The organism is Pseudomonas sp., from assembly GCF_028293835.1.
In the GTDB taxonomy this organism is placed as follows: domain Bacteria; phylum Pseudomonadota; class Gammaproteobacteria; order Pseudomonadales; family Pseudomonadaceae; genus Aquipseudomonas.
In genome coordinates, this window is record NZ_JAQGNX010000076.1 from 21,454 (window position 1) to 38,758 (window position 17,305).

Annotated in this window: 18 protein-coding genes; 11 read left to right on the plus strand and 7 right to left on the minus strand. The window is 55.4% G+C overall.

What is annotated here, in order from left to right; translation table 11 throughout:
- Window positions 1-5: 5 nt before the first annotated feature.
- A complete protein-coding gene (locus JWR17_RS09155; protein WP_299830466.1) occupies window positions 6-1,679 on the minus strand; it encodes a hypothetical protein in 1,674 nt (557 codons plus the stop codon).
- A gap of 297 nt (window positions 1,680-1,976) precedes the next feature.
- On the opposite strand from JWR17_RS09155, the gene JWR17_RS09160 reads away from it, so the two are divergent.
- Window positions 1,977-3,035 (plus strand): PA0069 family radical SAM protein, encoded by a 1,059-nt coding sequence (locus JWR17_RS09160; protein WP_299830468.1) that lies wholly within the window; start codon window positions 1,977-1,979, stop codon window positions 3,033-3,035.
- 162 nt (window positions 3,036-3,197) lie between these two features.
- Here JWR17_RS09160 and JWR17_RS09165 read toward each other — a convergent pair whose 3' ends face one another.
- Window positions 3,198-3,446: a hypothetical protein gene (locus tag JWR17_RS09165; protein WP_299830470.1), complete on the minus strand. Its 249-nt coding sequence runs from the start codon at window positions 3,444-3,446 to the stop codon at window positions 3,198-3,200.
- 237 nt (window positions 3,447-3,683) lie between these two features.
- On the opposite strand from JWR17_RS09165, the gene JWR17_RS09170 reads away from it, so the two are divergent.
- Window positions 3,684-4,415 (plus strand): carbonic anhydrase, encoded by a 732-nt coding sequence (locus tag JWR17_RS09170; RefSeq protein ID WP_299830472.1) that lies wholly within the window; start codon window positions 3,684-3,686, stop codon window positions 4,413-4,415.
- A gap of 68 nt (window positions 4,416-4,483) precedes the next feature.
- On the opposite strand, the gene JWR17_RS09175 is transcribed toward JWR17_RS09170, so the two are convergent.
- Window positions 4,484-5,128 carry a hypothetical protein gene (locus JWR17_RS09175; protein WP_299830474.1) on the minus strand — a complete coding sequence of 215 codons (645 nt, stop codon included), beginning with the start codon at window positions 5,126-5,128 and terminating at the stop codon, window positions 4,484-4,486.
- A gap of 386 nt (window positions 5,129-5,514) precedes the next feature.
- Here JWR17_RS09175 and coxB point away from each other — a divergent pair, with 386 nt between their 5' ends.
- The 4 genes from coxB to JWR17_RS09195 are packed head-to-tail and all read left to right on the plus strand — an operon-like array spanning window position 5,515 to window position 9,799.
- Window positions 5,515-6,642, plus strand: a complete 1,128-nt coding sequence (gene coxB / locus JWR17_RS09180) for a cytochrome c oxidase subunit II (RefSeq protein WP_299830476.1) — start codon at window positions 5,515-5,517, stop codon at window positions 6,640-6,642.
- A 55-nt stretch (window positions 6,643-6,697) separates the two neighbouring features.
- Complete coding sequence (gene ctaD, locus JWR17_RS09185; RefSeq protein WP_299830478.1) at window positions 6,698-8,296, plus strand: cytochrome c oxidase subunit I; 1,599 nt, start codon at window positions 6,698-6,700, stop codon at window positions 8,294-8,296.
- Window position 8,297: 1 nt separating this feature from the next.
- Entirely contained in the window at window positions 8,298-8,855 is a 558-nt protein-coding gene (locus JWR17_RS09190; RefSeq protein ID WP_299830480.1) for a cytochrome c oxidase assembly protein, read from the plus strand.
- Between the two features lie 56 nt (window positions 8,856-8,911).
- Window positions 8,912-9,799, plus strand: coding sequence for a cytochrome c oxidase subunit 3 (locus JWR17_RS09195; RefSeq protein WP_299830482.1), 888 nt, complete (start codon window positions 8,912-8,914; stop codon window positions 9,797-9,799).
- A gap of 61 nt (window positions 9,800-9,860) precedes the next feature.
- On the opposite strand, the gene JWR17_RS09200 is transcribed toward JWR17_RS09195, so the two are convergent.
- On the minus strand, window positions 9,861-10,064 hold the full coding sequence (locus JWR17_RS09200) for a twin transmembrane helix small protein (RefSeq protein WP_299830484.1): 204 nt from the start codon (window positions 10,062-10,064) through the stop codon (window positions 9,861-9,863).
- Between the two features lie 80 nt (window positions 10,065-10,144).
- On the opposite strand from JWR17_RS09200, the gene JWR17_RS09205 reads away from it, so the two are divergent.
- The 5 genes from JWR17_RS09205 to JWR17_RS09225 are packed head-to-tail and all read left to right on the plus strand — an operon-like array spanning window position 10,145 to window position 14,088.
- Window positions 10,145-10,885, plus strand: a complete 741-nt coding sequence (locus JWR17_RS09205; protein ID WP_299830486.1) for an SURF1 family protein — start codon at window positions 10,145-10,147, stop codon at window positions 10,883-10,885.
- Window positions 10,851-11,444 carry a hypothetical protein gene (locus JWR17_RS09210; protein WP_299830488.1) on the plus strand — a complete coding sequence of 198 codons (594 nt, stop codon included), beginning with the start codon at window positions 10,851-10,853 and terminating at the stop codon, window positions 11,442-11,444. Before JWR17_RS09205 ends, JWR17_RS09210 begins: the two co-directional genes overlap by 35 nt.
- A gap of 9 nt (window positions 11,445-11,453) precedes the next feature.
- Entirely contained in the window at window positions 11,454-12,548 is a 1,095-nt protein-coding gene (locus tag JWR17_RS09215) for a heme A synthase (protein WP_299830490.1), read from the plus strand.
- 11 nt (window positions 12,549-12,559) lie between these two features.
- Window positions 12,560-13,459, plus strand: coding sequence for a heme o synthase (cyoE, locus tag JWR17_RS09220; protein WP_299830492.1), 900 nt, complete (start codon window positions 12,560-12,562; stop codon window positions 13,457-13,459).
- Window positions 13,456-14,088 carry an SCO family protein gene (locus JWR17_RS09225; protein ID WP_299830493.1) on the plus strand — a complete coding sequence of 211 codons (633 nt, stop codon included), beginning with the start codon at window positions 13,456-13,458 and terminating at the stop codon, window positions 14,086-14,088. Before cyoE ends, JWR17_RS09225 begins: the two co-directional genes overlap by 4 nt.
- A 389-nt stretch (window positions 14,089-14,477) precedes the next feature.
- On the opposite strand, the gene JWR17_RS09230 is transcribed toward JWR17_RS09225, so the two are convergent.
- Genes JWR17_RS09230 through JWR17_RS09240 form a run of 3 tightly spaced genes read right to left on the minus strand, consistent with a single transcriptional unit; the run spans window position 14,478 to window position 16,987 of the window.
- A complete protein-coding gene (locus JWR17_RS09230) occupies window positions 14,478-15,251 on the minus strand; it encodes a MetQ/NlpA family ABC transporter substrate-binding protein (RefSeq protein ID WP_299830495.1) in 774 nt (257 codons plus the stop codon).
- A 54-nt stretch (window positions 15,252-15,305) separates the two neighbouring features.
- Window positions 15,306-15,980, minus strand: coding sequence for a methionine ABC transporter permease (locus JWR17_RS09235; RefSeq protein WP_299830497.1), 675 nt, complete (start codon window positions 15,978-15,980; stop codon window positions 15,306-15,308).
- Entirely contained in the window at window positions 15,980-16,987 is a 1,008-nt protein-coding gene (locus JWR17_RS09240) for a methionine ABC transporter ATP-binding protein (protein ID WP_299830499.1), read from the minus strand. The genes JWR17_RS09235 and JWR17_RS09240 overlap by 1 nt, the downstream gene beginning before the upstream one ends.
- Window positions 16,988-17,305 lie beyond the last annotated feature (318 nt).

The following is a 17,305-nucleotide window of genomic DNA, read 5'->3' on the forward strand; positions in this document are numbered from 1 at the left end:
AAATGTTAGAAGCTAGCCACTCCGGCAGCATGCTGTTTTGACGAAAGGCCTTCATGGTGAACCTGAATGTGGGAAATTTTCCCATCGATACTGTTACCGCGGTGTTCCACACGAACGTATTCATTGGTGAACGACCTATCGAACGAATTGATCGGAACCGGGAAGTCAATATCCTTCAAAATCGTAATCTCAGTGACACCTTGGTTGTGACTTCCACTGGGGTTACCGGCGAACACCATTCTTGACCCTTTGGTTGCCTTGAAGATTTTCATCGACCTGACTTCGTCATTGCGGCAACCGTACTTGTGCGACTTCATGTTGAAACTGTCACGGGCGTTAAGGGGTACCGTACACACCCGATTCTGCGAAACATTATTACCTTCGTACATCATCATGACGGGAGGTAAATTCTCCGGAGCGGGTCCGTCAACGACGATTCTGGAGACTTTACCGTCCAGGCCATTGTTTCGGAAATTCACTACTTTATAGGTAGCGGTATTCCTATCGATTTCAAAAGAGGGAAGTACAACGCGTTCGTTGATGTCAATGTTCCGTTTAAGATGCACAACGGTGTAATCATCGTTGCGATCACCGTCGCGGCTGTCAAACACTGTGATTCGGGTGCCCTTGGCCATGCCCGACAGCGTCAGGGAGCGTGCTTCGTCATTTTCGCAGCCTCGAGCTGGAAGACTCAATGTGGTTTGGCCGCGAGGAACGACACACACAGCATCCTGTTTGGGATCCGCGTTGTTCCCTTCCCAGAAATAAATGCCGCCTTCGCTTAACGCTTTGGTATACGGCGTTGTGTCACCGTTTTGATAGTTGTTGATACCGATAAAATTGGGCGTCTTACCGCAGGTCTGAACACGGCGAGCGAGGTAGGTCAGGTTGTTGTCTTTAGCCGCCGAATCAGTAACGGTCGAAATGAAGCTGTGGAATTGGTTCATCAGGAACAGACGATTCCAAGAGTCCTTTTTTGTGTCTGGATTGACCTTTTCCGTGGTGACTGGCAAGTCTTGGTTTCGTGGGGGGCACGACCAATCATGGGTGAACACCGACGCACCCAGCGAATCCCATTTATTGGATACCACCCAATGACCTTCATCCAAAACAGTGATGGTTTTTCCGTTAACGATGTAGTCGCCACTGGTGTTGGCCCGGTTGGTAAAAAGAATAAGCCGATTGTTCTTTTCCGCCATTTCGCCGAGCGTAGGCCAATTGCTGCCGGAAAAATTTTTGGGGTTGAAGCTATAGTCGGCCAACTCTGGAATGGTTTCGAACACCGTCTGCAAGTGCTTTCGTTCTGCATAGGTTTCCAAAAAAATAGTGACCACTTCCGTCGGATTGCTCTTGAGGAAAGGGATAAACTCATTTTTAAGCTGATTCGACCATGGTCCATAACATGCAATGGTCTTATGGCACACCCTAAGAACTTCCGCTGGCCGTGGCGTGTCGTATGAATAAATGTCTAGCATAAAGCCCCGTACACCGTCTCGTAGTTGGCGGGGTATTTCGGCGAGGTTCTGGTTAATTTTTTCGTACGAGTTATGAGTGGTTACCCAGGAGTATTGATCAAATGATTTGTCTTTGGCCGCAAACGGAGCGTTCGCGTGAGCGGTCAATGCAATCGACATAAGTGAGCCGCCCAATAGGGCGCTGATGGTGGAGAGGTGATTCACGTTGAAATCCTTTTCAAAGTCTGAGGTATGGTTCTAAGAAAGCGATGAAAGAGCTGTGTCTTTTTCAACATCGCAAAAAAACAATAGATGAATTTATATCGCTTGTAGGATCTAGGTAGTTTCAATGTGTGACGTGAAATTAGTTACAAGCCTTACGGATAATTCCAAGAGCTGATGAAAGTTTTCTACTAATTTTATGGCTGCCGCCTATCAGGCCAGAGGTCTTTTCTGACAGACAGTTGGAGAAAGTCACGTTTCCGCTGTACTGTATGTATAAACAGTACAGGGAAAATCCTCATGTCTATCTCCCTTCCGCCCCGTGGTCGAGGCACCGCCAGCAACCCGCATAACCGCTTTGCGCCCAATCGCTCCGTGGCCGAGGACGATGGTTGGTACCAAGAGGTGCCGATGACTCAGGGCACTGAGGTCCGTAGCGAAACAGCAAAGACCATCATCACCCGCAACACCTCACCGGATATTCCCTTCGACCGCTCAATAAACCCATATCGAGGCTGTGAGCACGGTTGTATTTACTGCTATGCACGGCCCAGCCACGCCTATTGGGACATGTCACCAGGGCTGGATTTTGAAACCAAATTGATCGCCAAGACTAACGCGGCGGCGGTGCTGGAGCAGCAGTTGTCCAAGCCGGGCTATCGTTGCGCGCCGATTACCCTCGGCTCAAATACCGATCCCTATCAGCCGATTGAGCGCGAATACAAAATTACTCGGGCGACGCTTGAGGTGTTGCTGCGTTACCGGCATCCGGTGACGATCATCACCAAAGGCTCGTTGATTTTGCGTGATCTGGATCTGTTGGCTGAACTGGCCAAGCAGCGACTGGTGTCGGTATTCATCAGTCTGACGACCCTTGATGATGAGCTAAAGCGCATCCTTGAACCGCGTGCTGCGGCGCCCAAAGCACGGTTGAGAGCTATTCGGGTCATGCGCGAGGCGGGTGTTCCGGTCGGTGTGTTGTGCGCACCGATGATCCCGATGATCAATGACAGCGAACTGGAAAGCCTGCTGAGTGAGGCCAAGGCAGCTGGCGCCTTAAGCGCGAGTTACGTGATGCTGCGTTTGCCACTGGAGGTCGCGCCGCTGTTTGAGGAGTGGCTACAAGCGCACTACCCACAACGGGCTGCCCATGTCATGAGCTTGATCCGACAGGTTCGAGGTGGCGAAGTGTATGACAGTCGCTTCGGCGTTCGGATGCGCGGTGAAGGACCATTTGCCGATTTATTGGCGCAGCGTTACAGCAAGGCGGTGAAGCGCCTGGGCCTTAACAATCGCGAGAGTTTTATCCTGGATTGCGACGCGTTTTGCCCACCAGGTGGACAGATGTCTTTGTTGTAGTATTTATAGGAGAAGCCGAAGACCGGGGTGCGTCCGAAAACTATACCCGCCGAAGTTCTTGCCGGTTATTGCAGCCTGCGGCAGCTCCTATAAAAGATTACGTTTATGTTCGGATAGTCATGTTTCTCGCCAACGCATTAGCATTGGCGAATTAACGCGGGGTCATACAAATTTAATTTTCGAGAAAGCAGTAGCCAGGCTTATCATTATCTCGTCGTCTGCTTTGGTGTATCCCGCTTCGCCATCAATGTCAGTCTCGCCAGAGACTTTGTCGAGGACGCCGTCTTTCTTCGAGCTGGAAACCGACGCAACATACTCTAATTCATTTTTATCATAGAACTCGACCAGCACCTCTGGACTCATATCGTTTTCAAGGTCTTCAGTCGACAAGCGAACTTCGTAAATAGCCATCAAATTGCCTCATTATTCAGAATTAATAAATCGGTAGCGTTGCCTGATTATCAAACCCGCTTCCTGTTTAAACAGTAAGCGTCTCCGGCTCTCTTGTCTCTGTCAGAAATGATACAAACCGTGTGAAATTTCGCACCGTTGCATCGCACGGAGTGCATAACTAGTTTCAATTAAGTTTAATCAGCTATGATCCAATCGAGGTGGCCAGTCGGTCACGCTAGCATGGAGACGATGACTATGAGCGGCACTGATAAACAGCCGTTGGCTGCGCCGGCCAATGCCTTGCCAGAAGCGGAAAGCGCCGAGGCAGCGCTTCAACATATCGTTGACGGCTTCCTGCATTTTCGTCACGAAGTCTTTCCAAAGCAGGAAGCGCTTTTCAAAAGCCTGGCGACGGTCCAGCGCCCGCGTGCGATGTTTATTGCCTGCGCTGACTCGCGCATCGTGCCGGAGCTGATCACCCAAAGCTCGCCCGGCGATTTGTTCGTGACCCGCAACGTCGGCAACGTTGTTCCACCATATGGCCAAATGAACGGCGGTGTTTCCACCGCCATTGAATACGCGGTGATCGCGCTGGGTGTTCAGCACATCATTATTTGCGGGCATTCTGATTGCGGTGCCATGCGTGCCGTGCTTAATCCACAAACCCTTGAAAAAATGCCCACGGTCAAGGGCTGGCTGCGGCATGCCGAAGTAGCAAAGACCGTGGTCGAGGACAATTGCCATTGTGCTGATGAGCAGGAAAGTATGCACATCCTGACCCAGGAAAACGTGATCGCGCAGCTGCAACATTTGCGCACACACCCGTCCGTTGCCTCAAGAATGGCCAGCGGTCAGTTGTTTATTCACGGCTGGGTCTACAGCATCGAAACCAGCGACATTCTCGCTTACGACGCTGAGCAGGATTGCTTTCTGCCGCTCGACGGATTGCACCCGATCCCGGTTGCAACCCCGAAGTCGAGGTTCTAATCACGTAGTGGAAAACTGCGCACGACGTCGGCCCTGAGTCCTGCGCTTGGTGGGAGTTACTACAGGATTTACGGTTGGTTGAGATCAAGCCCGACGCCCAGTTGGCGCGACAGACTTGGCCAACGCTTCCATGCCGCTTCGGTCTCCGGGCTTTTCAGCTTCTCTCGATAGGCTTCGACGGACTCTAGCGCGAAACCCTCCTCATCGAGCATTTGGTCTACCGCGTGGTGCACGGCTTCGTCCAGCTGGTTGGCAAACGCTTCACCGATCAACTGGTGGGCAATGACGCTCGCCACGGTGGTGTTCGACGGAATCAGCGGTTGGCCAAAATGTTTGATGTAGAGATCGTTAACCTCTTCGACCAGGCGATGGGCCAGGTAGGCTTCGTCGAGCAAACCGTCAAGGCCTTGGTGGCCGGTCAAAATTGCTGGCGGTTGAAGAAAAAATTGCTCGGCAATTTTTAGCACTGGCTTGATCTGGTTTTCGATACCTGCTTCGATGGCCACTTCATTGGCGGCGTCGAGCAGATCAGGAACAAGCTCGATATAAGCTGCAACAAAACGTGTCAAAACGCCCTTCGCGTCCACTTCTGGAAGGTCAATGGCTGGGTGTAGGTGGGGCAACTGAGTTTCAAGCTGACGCGACAATTGGCCGGTCTCGGCCTCAAGGTGAAGCGCATGTTGAATCTGCTCGCGCAAAGCGGCGGTGTTCATGAAAACTCCTGAACGTAGTCAATTAAGGCAAAAAGCAAAACGAAGCCATACGGTAGCCTGCTTATAAAAATTCCTCAGACGCATTTGTCATAACAAATTCATATTTATGTGGATGACTTATATAAGCGGAGCCACAGCGGGACTAACTCGTGCGCCCGTCATAGTCCTTAATTGACAATTTAGCCAGCTAACGAGTTTTTACGTCCTCACATTGCGAGGTCCGAGGCGCTGTCTATACTCGGGTCTGAAGGAAGATTAGCTGGCAACGCCCGACTGCATTCGCAGCCCTGGCCCCGGTGGTCAAGCCCATTCTTGACAGCCGCTCCCTTGGCCGCAGGTGATCGTGAAAGCTGGCGGGATAACAAGAACGATAAGGGGAACCCGCAATGATGCGACATCCACATGTCTGGATGGGCCTCCTGTTGTGGTCAGTATTCAACCAGGCGCAGGCCGCCTGGACAATGAATATGGCGCCTGGAGCGACTGAAGTCAGCCACGAAATATTCGATCTGCACATGGCCATCTTGTGGATATGTGTGGTGATCGGCGTCGTGGTGTTTGGTGCAATGTTCTGGTCGATGATGCTTCACCGGCGCTCCACTGGCCAAGTGGCCGCCAAGTTTCATGAGAGCACTAAAATCGAGATTCTTTGGACGATTGTGCCGCTCTTGATTCTGATTGTGATGGTCATCCCGGCTACCCGGACCATGATCAGAATGTATGACACCGGTGCGTCGGATATTGATATCCAGATCACCGGCTACCAGTGGAAGTGGCATTACAAATATTTGGGACAAGACGTCGAGTTCTTCAGCAACTTGGCGACGCCTACCGAGCAGATCCACAACAAAGAAGCCAAAGGCGAAAATTACCTACTGGAAGTCGACCAGCCGCTGGTGATTCCGGTGGGCAAGAAAATTCGTTTTCTGGTGACCGCCGCTGACGTTATTCACTCATGGTGGGTACCCGCGTTTGCGGTGAAGCGTGACGCCATTCCAGGGTTCGTCAACGAGGCCTGGACCCGCGTCGACAAGCCCGGAACCTACCGCGGCCAGTGTTCGGAACTGTGCGGCAAAGACCACGGCTTCATGCCCATTGTGGTAGTGGCCAAAACCCAGGCGGACTTCGACACTTGGCTGGCGGAGCGCAAAGTCGAAAGCGCTAAGCTGAAAGAACTGACCAGTAAAGACTGGACGCTGGATGAACTGGTGGCGCGTGGCGATAAGGTTTATCACACCACTTGCGTGGCCTGTCACCAAGCCGAAGGTCAGGGCCTGCCGCCAATGTTCCCGGCGCTGAAAGGCTCGAAAACAGTCACCGGTACGAAAGAGGGCCACCTCAATACGGTGTTCCACGGTCGACCGGGCACGGCGATGGCCGCGTTCGGTAAACAGCTTTCAGAGGTCGACATCGCCGCAGTGGTTACTTACGAGCGCAATGCCTGGGGCAACAACAAGGGCGACATGGTCACGCCCAAAGACGTGTTGGCTTTGAAACAGGCGGACGCGAAATGACCTCGTCCATGGCGCGCTCACATCGTTTCGCAGACGGTTTCGCAGGAGACAGATCATGAGTGCAGTGATCGATGACCATGGCCATGTCGGCCATGCTGATGACCACGCCCACGGCCCCGCGAAGGGACTGATGCGTTGGGTACTGACGACCAACCACAAAGACATCGGCACGCTGTACCTATGGTTCAGCTTCTGCATGTTCTTGCTGGGCGGCTCGTTTGCCATGGTCATTCGCGCCGAATTGTTCCAGCCCGGTCTGCAAATTGTCGAGCCTGCCTTCTTTAACCAGATGACGACCATGCACGGCCTAGTGATGGTCTTTGGTGCGGTGATGCCAGCCTTTGTCGGCCTCGCCAACTGGATGATCCCGCTGATGATCGGCGCGCCAGACATGGCGTTGCCGAGGATGAACAACTTCAGTTTCTGGCTGCTACCAGCGGCGTTCCTGCTGTTGGTCTCGACGCTGTTCATGCCCGGTGGTGGCCCGAACTTCGGCTGGACGTTCTATGCGCCACTGTCGACGACGTATGCGCCGCAAAGCGTGACGTTTTTCATCTTTGCCATCCATATGATGGGTATCAGCTCGATCATGGGTGCGATCAACGTGATCGCGACTATTCTCAACCTGCGCGCGCCCGGCATGACCTTGATGAAAATGCCGCTGTTTGTCTGGACCTGGCTGATCACTGCGTTCCTGTTGATTGCGGTGATGCCGGTGCTGGCAGGTTGCGTAACCATGATGTTGATGGACATTCACTTTGGCACCAGCTTTTTCAGCGCGGCAGGTGGCGGCGACCCGGTGTTGTTCCAGCACGTGTTTTGGTTCTTCGGTCACCCCGAGGTGTACATCATGATCCTGCCAGCGTTTGGCGCGGTCAGTTCGATCATTCCAACGTTTTCCCGTAAGCCGTTATTCGGCTACACCTCGATGGTCTATGCGGTGGCGAGTATAGCCTTCCTCTCGTTCATCGTCTGGGCGCACCACATGTTTGTAGTCGGCATTCCGTTGGTGGGCGAGTTGTTCTTCATGTACGCCACCATGCTGATCGCCGTGCCCACCGGGGTAAAAGTGTTCAACTGGGTCAGCACCATGTGGCAGGGATCGCTGACATTTGAGACGCCGATGCTGTTCGCCGTGGCGTTTGTGATTCTGTTCAGCATCGGCGGATTTTCCGGGCTGATGCTGGCCATCGCACCGGCCGACTTTCAGTATCAGGACACCTACTTTGTAGTGGCGCACTTCCATTACGTGTTGGTGCCGGGTGCTATTTTCGGCATCTTCGCCTCGGCCTATTACTGGCTGCCGAAATGGACCGGCCATATGTATGACGAAACCCTGGGCAAGTTGCATTTCTGGCTGTCTTTCATCGGCATGAACGTCGCTTTTTTCCCCATGCACTTCCTTGGGCTGGCGGGTATGCCACGGCGAATTCCGGACTACAACCTGCAATTTGCCAACTTCAACATGGTCTCGTCGATTGGCGCGTTCACCTTTGGCGCCACACAGATCTTCTTCCTGTTTATCGTGATCAAGACCATTCGTGGCGGCGAGCCTGCGCCCGCCAAGCCGTGGGATGGTGCCGAGGGATTGGAATGGAGCATTCCGTCACCCGCGCCGTATCACACGTTCAGCACGCCGCCAGAAGTGGAATGAGATGAACGAACAGCGCTCTATCAGACGCCTGGTCATCCGCCTGTTGTTGTTGGTGGTGGCGATGTTTGCGTTTGGTTTTGCTCTGGTGCCGCTGTACGACGTGATGTGCAAAGCGCTGGGGATTAACGGCAAAACCGGCGACAGATACGAAGGTTCGCAAGTGGTTGACCTAAGCCGCCAAGTGCGGGTGCAGTTTCTATCGAGCAATAACGTGGACATGAGTTGGGATTTCTACCCCAAAAATGAAGTGCTGGACGTACACCCTGGGGCGGTCAACGAGATGTTGTTCGTGGCACATAACCCCACCGACCATGTGATGAAAGCGCAGGCGATTCCGAGTATTTCCCCGGGTGAAGTCGCGGTGTATTTCCACAAGACCGAGTGCTTCTGTTTTACCCAACAAACTTTGCAGCCGGGCGAGCGCATCGAGATGCCGGTGCGTTTCATCCTCGACCGGGCTTTGCCCAAAGACGTGAAACAACTAACGCTGGGTTACACGCTGTTCGACATCACCGCTCGCTCGCCACCGGTAGCTAAAGTAGCAAGCAATGGCGGCTAAGCCCTAAGCAGCTAGCACTTTGAGCAGTCCGGGCGCCCGATAAGGAGAACAATAAAATGGCAAGGCACGAGCATTACTACGTTCCCGCGCAAAGCAAGTGGCCGATAATTGCCACAGTGGGCATGTTCACCACCATGTTTGGCCTCGGTACGTGGTTCAACGACATGAAAGCAGCACACTCCGAATCCCACGGGCCGCTGATCTTTTCTGTCGGCGGACTGCTGCTGGCCTACATGCTGTTTGGTTGGTTCGGCACGGTAATCAAGGAAAGCCGCTCGGGGTTGTTCAGCGCGCAGATGGACCGCTCGTTCCGTTGGGGCATGAGCTGGTTCATCTTCTCGGAAGTGATGTTCTTCGTGGCCTTTTTTGGTGCCCTGTTCTACGTGCGTACCTGGGCGGGTCCATGGCTTGGCGGCGAAGGCTCAAAAGGTGTAGCGCACATGCTTTGGCCGAACTTTCATTACACTTGGCCGCTGTTGAATCCGCCCGATCCGAAGCTGTTTCCCGGCCCTAAAGAAGTGGTCAATCCGTGGCACCTGCCATTGATCAATACCATCTTGCTGGTCAGCTCCAGCGCCACAGTGACCATCGCTCACCACGCGTTGAAAAAGGGTCATCGTGGCGCGCTAAAAGTCTGGCTGGCGATCACTATTTTGCTGGGTTGGGGCTTTTTGACGTTGCAGGCCATGGAGTATCGAGAGGCGTATCACGAGCTTGGCCTGACCTTGGGTTCGGGCATCTACGGCGCGACGTTCTTCATGCTCACCGGGTTCCACGGCGCTCACGTCACCATCGGCACGATCATTCTGTTTGTAATGTTGATGCGAATAATGCGCGGGCATTTCGACGCTGAGCATCAGTTCGGCTTCGAGGCGGCCAGCTGGTATTGGCACTTTGTCGACGTGGTGTGGATTGGCTTGTTTGTCTTCGTTTATGTGCTGTAGGCACCGGAACTCTGCAAGAGCCAACGTGTTGGCGAGGGACCACTCGGTGCTGCTGGAGGACTTACCAATTCACATGGGACACCAGCTGCCCACTGTAGAAGCCCCAGGCTATCAGGATGACGGTGATTGCGGCCAGGCAGACACGAACGGTCAAGGCCTTTACCACCCGGTTGGAGCTGCTGTCGTCCTTCACAAGAAAAAACAGGCCGCTGAACAGGCTGATCATCGTGGCAATGAGCATTAGAACAATCGCCGCTTTGAGCATGATGCAACTCCACAGTGCGTCGGGGGGGACTGGATGCCGAACAGTATAGCTACTCGCCGATGCGTCGATTCGGAGGCGCCATGAAGCGTTTTCAACCGGGCGTGCTCCCTACCGTGGTGGTCTTGCTGCTGCTGCCGCTGCTGATATTTCTTGGCTTTTGGCAGCTCGATCGTGGCGAGGAAAAACGCGTATTGCTGGCCAATTACGCCGAGCGCCGCGCCGCTGAACCCATCGCCAGCACCCAGCTGGAACAAACCGCCGACCCCACTTATCGACGCGTACTACTGCGCGGTCAGTTTGACCCTGCACACAGCCTGATGCTGGACAACAGCACCCGTGGCGGCCGTGGCGGTATCGAGCTGATTCAACCCTTTCATGATCAGGCCAGCGGGCTGTGGCTGTGGGTCAACCGCGGCTGGCTGCCTTGGCCTGATCGACGCGTGCCGCCGGTGTTCACCACGCCCGAGCAAGTGCTGAGCCTGAATGCATGGGTGTATGTGCCGTCTGCGGCGACGTTTCAGTTGGGGGCCGATCCGGTGGGCGCGCCTTGGCCACGATTGGTCACCGCGATCGATCCGGAAAAATTGTGGACCGAACTCGGGCGCGAAGGGTTTGCCGATGAACTGCGACTGGAGCCAGGAGTCGCGGCGTATCAATTGGACTGGCCAGTGGTTGCCATGGGCCCGGAGAAGCACCTCGGTTATGCCGTCCAGTGGTTTGCCATGGCGGCGGCGCTGTTCGGACTGTTTCTGTACCTCGGATATCGCAACGCCAAGGAGAAAAACCATGGAACGAGCCATGAATCAACCCAACATGTCTGAAGCACGCCCGCTGCAATCGCGCCGTAAAGGACGCCTGCAGCTGCTTCTGGTGGCGCTTATCGCAGTCGGCCCGATGATCCTCGCGACCGGCATGTACAAGCTGCAGTTCTGGGTGCCGGACAGCCGCAGCTTTCACGGCGAAATGATCGGCAATGGTCAGAGCCGCGACGAACTTGGGGTGCAGGCAGACGAAAACCGCTGGCAGCTTTTGGTGAGTGCGCCCCAAGGCTGCGAGGCCGATTGCCAACATCTGGTGTACCTGGCTCGCCAGCTGAATATCGGTTTGGGTCAGGACGCTGCTCGGGCCAGCCACGGTCTGGCCACCGCTCGGCCGCTGGATGCGGCGTACACCGCCAAGTTGACCCGTGAATACCCCAAATTGCAGCGCTACCCGCTGGACTTGTCGCTGTACAACAAAGCCGCACCGGGCGTTGAAGCGCCACAACTATGGATCGTCGATCCCCACGGCAACCTTGTGCTGCGTTACGACGCCAAGGTCAACGGCAAGGACCTGCTCAACGATCTACGCCAATTGTTGAAACTGTCGAACATCGGATAGGGCATCGCCATGGCCAGACCTGGATTTCGCCTCGCTTTCCTTGCCACACTGCTTGCGCTGGTCGTGGTGTTGCTCGGTGCCTACACCCGGCTGACCCACGCCGGGCTGGGTTGTCCGGACTGGCCCGGCTGTTACGGGTTTATCAGCGTGCCCAGCAGCGAGGCGCAACTGGCCCATGCTGAACTTCACTTTCCCGACACGCCGGTTGAGCCGCATAAAGGCCGCAATGAGATGGTGCATCGCTACTTCGCCGGCAGCTTGGCTTTGATGATCATATTGCTGGCGGCGAAAGCGGTGCGGCGGCGCCATCAGCAAGGGCAGCCCTTTATGTTGCCGATGCTGTTGCTCGGTGTGGTGGTTTTCCAGGCTGCGTTTGGCATGTGGACGGTGACGCTCAAGCTGTGGCCGCAGGTGGTCACCGCGCATTTGCTGGGTGGAGTCGCGACCTTAAGTTTGTTGTTCTTGCTAACCCTGCGTCTCTCGGGTGCGTTCGCCCCGTTGCCGCAATTGCCCGTGCGGTTACGTCATTTGGCCGCGTTGGGGTTGGTCTTGGTGGCGGCGCAAATCGCCCTCGGTGGTTGGGTCAGTTCCAACTACGCTGCGATCGCGTGCGCCGACTTGCCAACCTGCCATGGTCAATGGTGGCCCAAGGCCGACTTCGTCAATGGTTTCCGTCTGACTCAGCACATTGGCCCGAATTACCTGGGTGGGCAGCTGGACAGCGACGCGCGCACGGCGATTCATCTCACCCATCGGTTGGGCGCAATGCTAGTGACTGGGGTGTTATTGGCGCTGGCGTGGCAATTGAACCGTGCCGGCCTTAAAATCATGGCTTGGTTGGTGGTCCTGGCGCTGGCCGTGCAAGTGGCGTTGGGCATTAGCAATGTGATTTTCCATCTGCCACTGCCGATTGCGGTGGCCCATAACGCGGGCGGTGCAGCGTTGATGTTGACCCTGACGCTAGTGAACTATCGCGTGCGATCCGCGCTTGGGTGGGCAGTCAAGGCTGCACCTGGGCATAGCTTTGCAGCGCGGCATCAGGGACAAGGGCTGCATCCAGACAAACAGCCGGGCACGGCAATCGGGCACAGATTATTACGATAAGGAGGGATGCCGTGGCTTCTCTGTTACGTGAGCAACACAGCCAGGCTATTTGGCGCGACTACCTGGAATTGACCAAACCCAAGGTGGTGGTGTTGATGCTCATCACCTCGCTGGTCGGTATGTTTCTGGCCACCCGCGCGGGCGTGCCGTGGACCGTGCTGGTGTTCGGCAACCTGGGCATCGCCTTTTGCGCAGGCGGCGCGGCGGTGGTCAACCATGTGGTAGACCGGCGCATCGACGCGGTAATGGCTCGTACCAAGAAGCGGCCATTGGCCGAAGGCCGCGTGACACCTGCTGCGGCGTTAACCTTCGCCTTGCTGCTGGCGGTAGCGGGGCAAGCGCTGCTGCTGGCGTTTACTAACCCGCTGACAGCCTGGCTGACACTGGCTTCGTTGCTGGGCTACGCGGTGGTCTACACAGGCTTTTTGAAGCGGGCGACGCCGCAGAACATTGTAATCGGTGGCCTGGCAGGCGCCGCGCCACCCTTGCTGGGTTGGGTCGCCATCACCGGCCATGTCGGCGCTGAGCCGCTGCTGCTGGTGCTGATTATCTTCGCCTGGACTCCGCCGCACTTCTGGGCGCTGGCAATCCACCGCAAGGAGGAATACGCCAAGGCCGACATTCCGATGCTGCCGGTCACCCACGGCGAGCACTACACCAAGGTGCATATTCTGCTGTACACGCTGGTGCTATTGGCGGTCAGCTTGCTGCCGTACGTGATCCACATGAGCGGTATGCTTTATCTGCTGTGTGCGTTGGGATTGGGCGCACGGTTTCTGTACATGTCGTGGGTGCTGTACCGAGGTGTTAAACCACACGCGGCCATCGACACCTTCAAGTACTCTATTTACTACTTGTTTCTGTTATTCATCGCGTTGCTCGTCGACCACTACTTATTGTTGAAAATATGACTCGAGTTCAAAAAACGGTTTTCATTTTGGTTGCGCTGGTGGCGCTGGTTCTGGGCCTCACGGTGAATCAGGTGCTATCTAACAGAGGCCAAGGTGATCCGACGGCAATGATCGATGCCGGGATCATTTTGTTGCCCACCAGCCGAAGTATCCCTGACCTGAAGATGACTGATCAGGACGGCAAAACGGTTTCCATCGATGAGTTGAAAGGCAAATGGACGATGCTGTTTTTCGGCTACACCTTCTGCCCGGATATTTGCCCAACGACGCTTGCGCAACTGCGTCAGATCAAAAGCGAATTGCCCAAAGAAGTACTCGGCAAGCTGCAAATCGTCCTGGTCAGCGTCGACCCCAACCGCGACACGCCGCAGCAGCTCAAGCAGTATCTGGGCTATTTCGACCCTTCGTTCATGGGGCTCACCGCGCCAGTCGATGTCATCGCGAAACTTGCCAATGCGGTGAGTATCCCGTTCATCCCGGCTGACACCAGCAAACCCAACTACACCGTCGACCACAGCGGCAACCTCGCCCTGCTCGGCCCGGACGGCACCCAACGCGGCTTCATCCGCTCGCCGTTGAATGACAAGAAAATGGTCGAGCAACTGCCGGGGTTGTTAGTTCGGGAATAGCTAACCCAGGGCTGGGTCTGCCTGAACAATGAAGGCCCCCGCTTTTCAAGATCCAGAATCAAAAGCTTACCGGGGTATACCTTATCTGTAGGAGGGTCCGCCTCGTTTTCGACGCCGCGCTGTCGCGCAGCAAACACGAAACCTGTAAGAGCGAACTTGTTCGCGATCGGCTGCGCAGCAGTCGCGGTTCATTGAGTAGGTTTCTTCCCGTTAAAACCGGGTATGGCATTTGGGATCGCTTCGCGCTTCATCGCCAACAAGTTGGCTCCTACCGTTTAATTTATGCCGATTCAGTGACTTAGCCGTTGTTGATAAGAGCCAACTTGTTCGCCCGCGCACGGTCTCGGTGTCCATTTATCGGCAGGTTCGCCAATCCAACCATTGAACGATTAAAAAGCCGGGACCACGGCGCCCTGATATTTTTCCAGGATGAATTGCTTCACTTCCGGGCTGTGCAAGGCGGCAACCAGTTTTTGCATCGGGATCGAATCACGGTTGTCGGGACGTGCGACCAAAATGTTCACGTACGGCGAGTCGCTGCCTTCGATGAGCAAGGCATCTTTGGTGGGATCAAGTTTGACCGCCAGCGCATAGTTGGTATTGATCAGTGCCAAATCGATGCTGGTAAGGACGCGCGGCAAGGTGGCGGCTTCCAGCTCGCGAAACTTCAGACCCTTGGGGTTCCCAGAGACGTCTTTGGGTGTCGACAAAATGTTGCTCGGGTCTTTAAGCGTGATCAAGCCACCCTTGGCCAACAGCAACAATGCGCGGCCTTCATTGGTCGGGTCGTTTGGCAGGGCGACGGTAGCGCCGTCTGGCAACTCATCGACTTTTTTATAGGTGCTCGAGTAAGCACCCAACGGTTCAATGTGGACCTTGGCCACGGCCACCAGATCAGTACCCTTGCCCTTGTTGAACTCGTCCAGATAAGGCTGGTGCTGGAAGAAGTTGGCATCCAGGCGTTTCTCTGCGAGCTGCACGTTAGGCTGGATGTAATCGTTGAACACTTTAATTTGCAGATCGATGCCGTCTTTGGCCAGCATCGGTTTGACCACTTCTAAAATTTCTGCATGGGGCACGGCTGAGGCGCCGACGGTCAGGGTTTCATCGGCGTGGGCGCTTAGGGCAATCAGTGCGGCAAACACTGCTAGAAGCTTTTTCATGCATCAACTCCATTGAAAAGACCCTCTTGGGGAGGAGCGTCTTGGTGTCCAGGTCTATCGGTGAGTGAAATGCGCCACCAGCTTGTCGCCGACGGTTTGCAGGATCTGCACCAGGACCAATAGCAATACGACCGTCACGAACATCACATCGTTCTGAAAGCGCTGATATCCATAACGAATGGCCAGGTCGCCGAGGCCTCCGGCACCCACCGCGCCGGCCATGGCGGTAAATGACACCAGGGCGATGGCGGTGACGGTCACTGCAGCCAAGATGCCGGGACGTGCCTCTGGCAACAGCGCCTTGATGATGATCTGCCGAGTGGTGGCGCCCATGGCCTGGGTCGCTTCGATGATGCCTTTATCGACTTCGCGCAAGGCGGTCTCGACCAGCCGCGCAAAGAACGGTGTGGCGCCAGCTACCAGCGGCGGCAAGGTGCCAAGAACGCCTAGCGAGGTGCCCGTGATCAGCTCGGTCAGCGGCATCATCACGATCAGCAAAATGATGAAGGGCAGGGCGCGGAGCATGTTCACCAACAGCGCCACGGTGGCGTACAACCGCCGGTTTTCAAGCAACTGGCGTGGTGACGTCAAGAACATCAAGACGCCCAGCGGTAAACCCAGCAGTACGGTGAAGGCCAGGGAAATACCGAGCATCACCAGCGTATCGCCGGTCGCCAGCCAGATTTCGTACCAGTCGACATTGGAGAACAGGTTGATCAACGTGTCCATTAGCGCAACACCTCCATATGAACATCCGCAGCGGTGAAGCGAGCAAAGGCCGCTTCCATGTCACCGCCGGTAATAGCCAGTGTCAGCTGTCCGTAAGGGGTGTCTTTGATCCGGTCAATGCGTCCGGCAAGAATGCTGTAATCGACGCCGGTTTCCCGGGCGACGGTGCCCAGTAGTGGCGCGTAGGTGGATTCGCCCTGGAACGTCAGACGCACAATACGACCTTGCACATGGGCAAAGTCATCACGCATTTCGCCTTCATCAACCTGTTCGTCTTCTTGCACGAAACGCTTGGTGGTCGGATGTTGCGGATGCAGGAACACGTCGGCCACCGCGCCCTGCTCGACGATCTTGCCGGCATCCATGACCGCCACGTAGTCGCACACGCGACGGATGACATCCATCTCATGGGTGATCAAGACGATGGTCAGTTTAAGCTCGCGGTTGATTTCAGCCAGTAGCTGCAAAACCGACGCTGTGGTTTGCGGGTCAAGGGCGCTGGTGGCTTCGTCGCACAGCAGGATTTTCGGTTTGGTCGCCAGCGCACGTGCGATTCCCACGCGCTGTTTTTGTCCGCCAGACAATTGAGTTGGGTACTTCTTCGCATGGTCCGACAGACCAACTCGTTCAAGCAACTCGGCGACGCGGGTATCGATCTGGCTGCGGGTCATGTCCCCGGCCAGGGTTAACGGCATGCCGACGTTATCGGCAACAGTCCGTGACGAGAGCAAATTGAAGTGTTGGAAGATCATCCCGACTTGCCGACGAAAACCGCGCAACGCGGTGGCATCAAAGGCAGTGACGTCCTCGCCATCAACGACAATCTGCCCACCGCTGGGGGTTTCCAGACGATTGATCAGCCGCAGCAAGGTGCTTTTGCCCGCGCCGGAATGACCGATCAGGCCGAATACCTGGCCGTCTTCGATCCGCAGGCTGGTGGGGTGCAGCGCCGGGATTTCCCGGCCTGAAACCCGATAAGTTTTGTGGACGTTATGGAACTCGATCACGTAGCGAACCTTGTGGGGGCGCAATAAAAAAGGGTGGTGAAAGTGCCGAATGCTCAGGCGTTCTTACAACCAGCGAGCGCCGGCTGGATAAGCCGGGCGCGCATTTTAGCCTGTCCGGGTCAAGGTTCTTAGCATTAATTTGCTACCAGACCTACGAAACGGCAATAAAGCTAATCGGATTTGGCGGCAAATGCAGGCAGACCGAAGGTCGCGAAAACACGGAACGGTTAGTACGGGCGCCAGTCATTAATAAGCATTTGAATTTCCTGAGACACGCGCCAGGAAAGTCAAATCTGATTGGCCCCGTGACGACCTGAT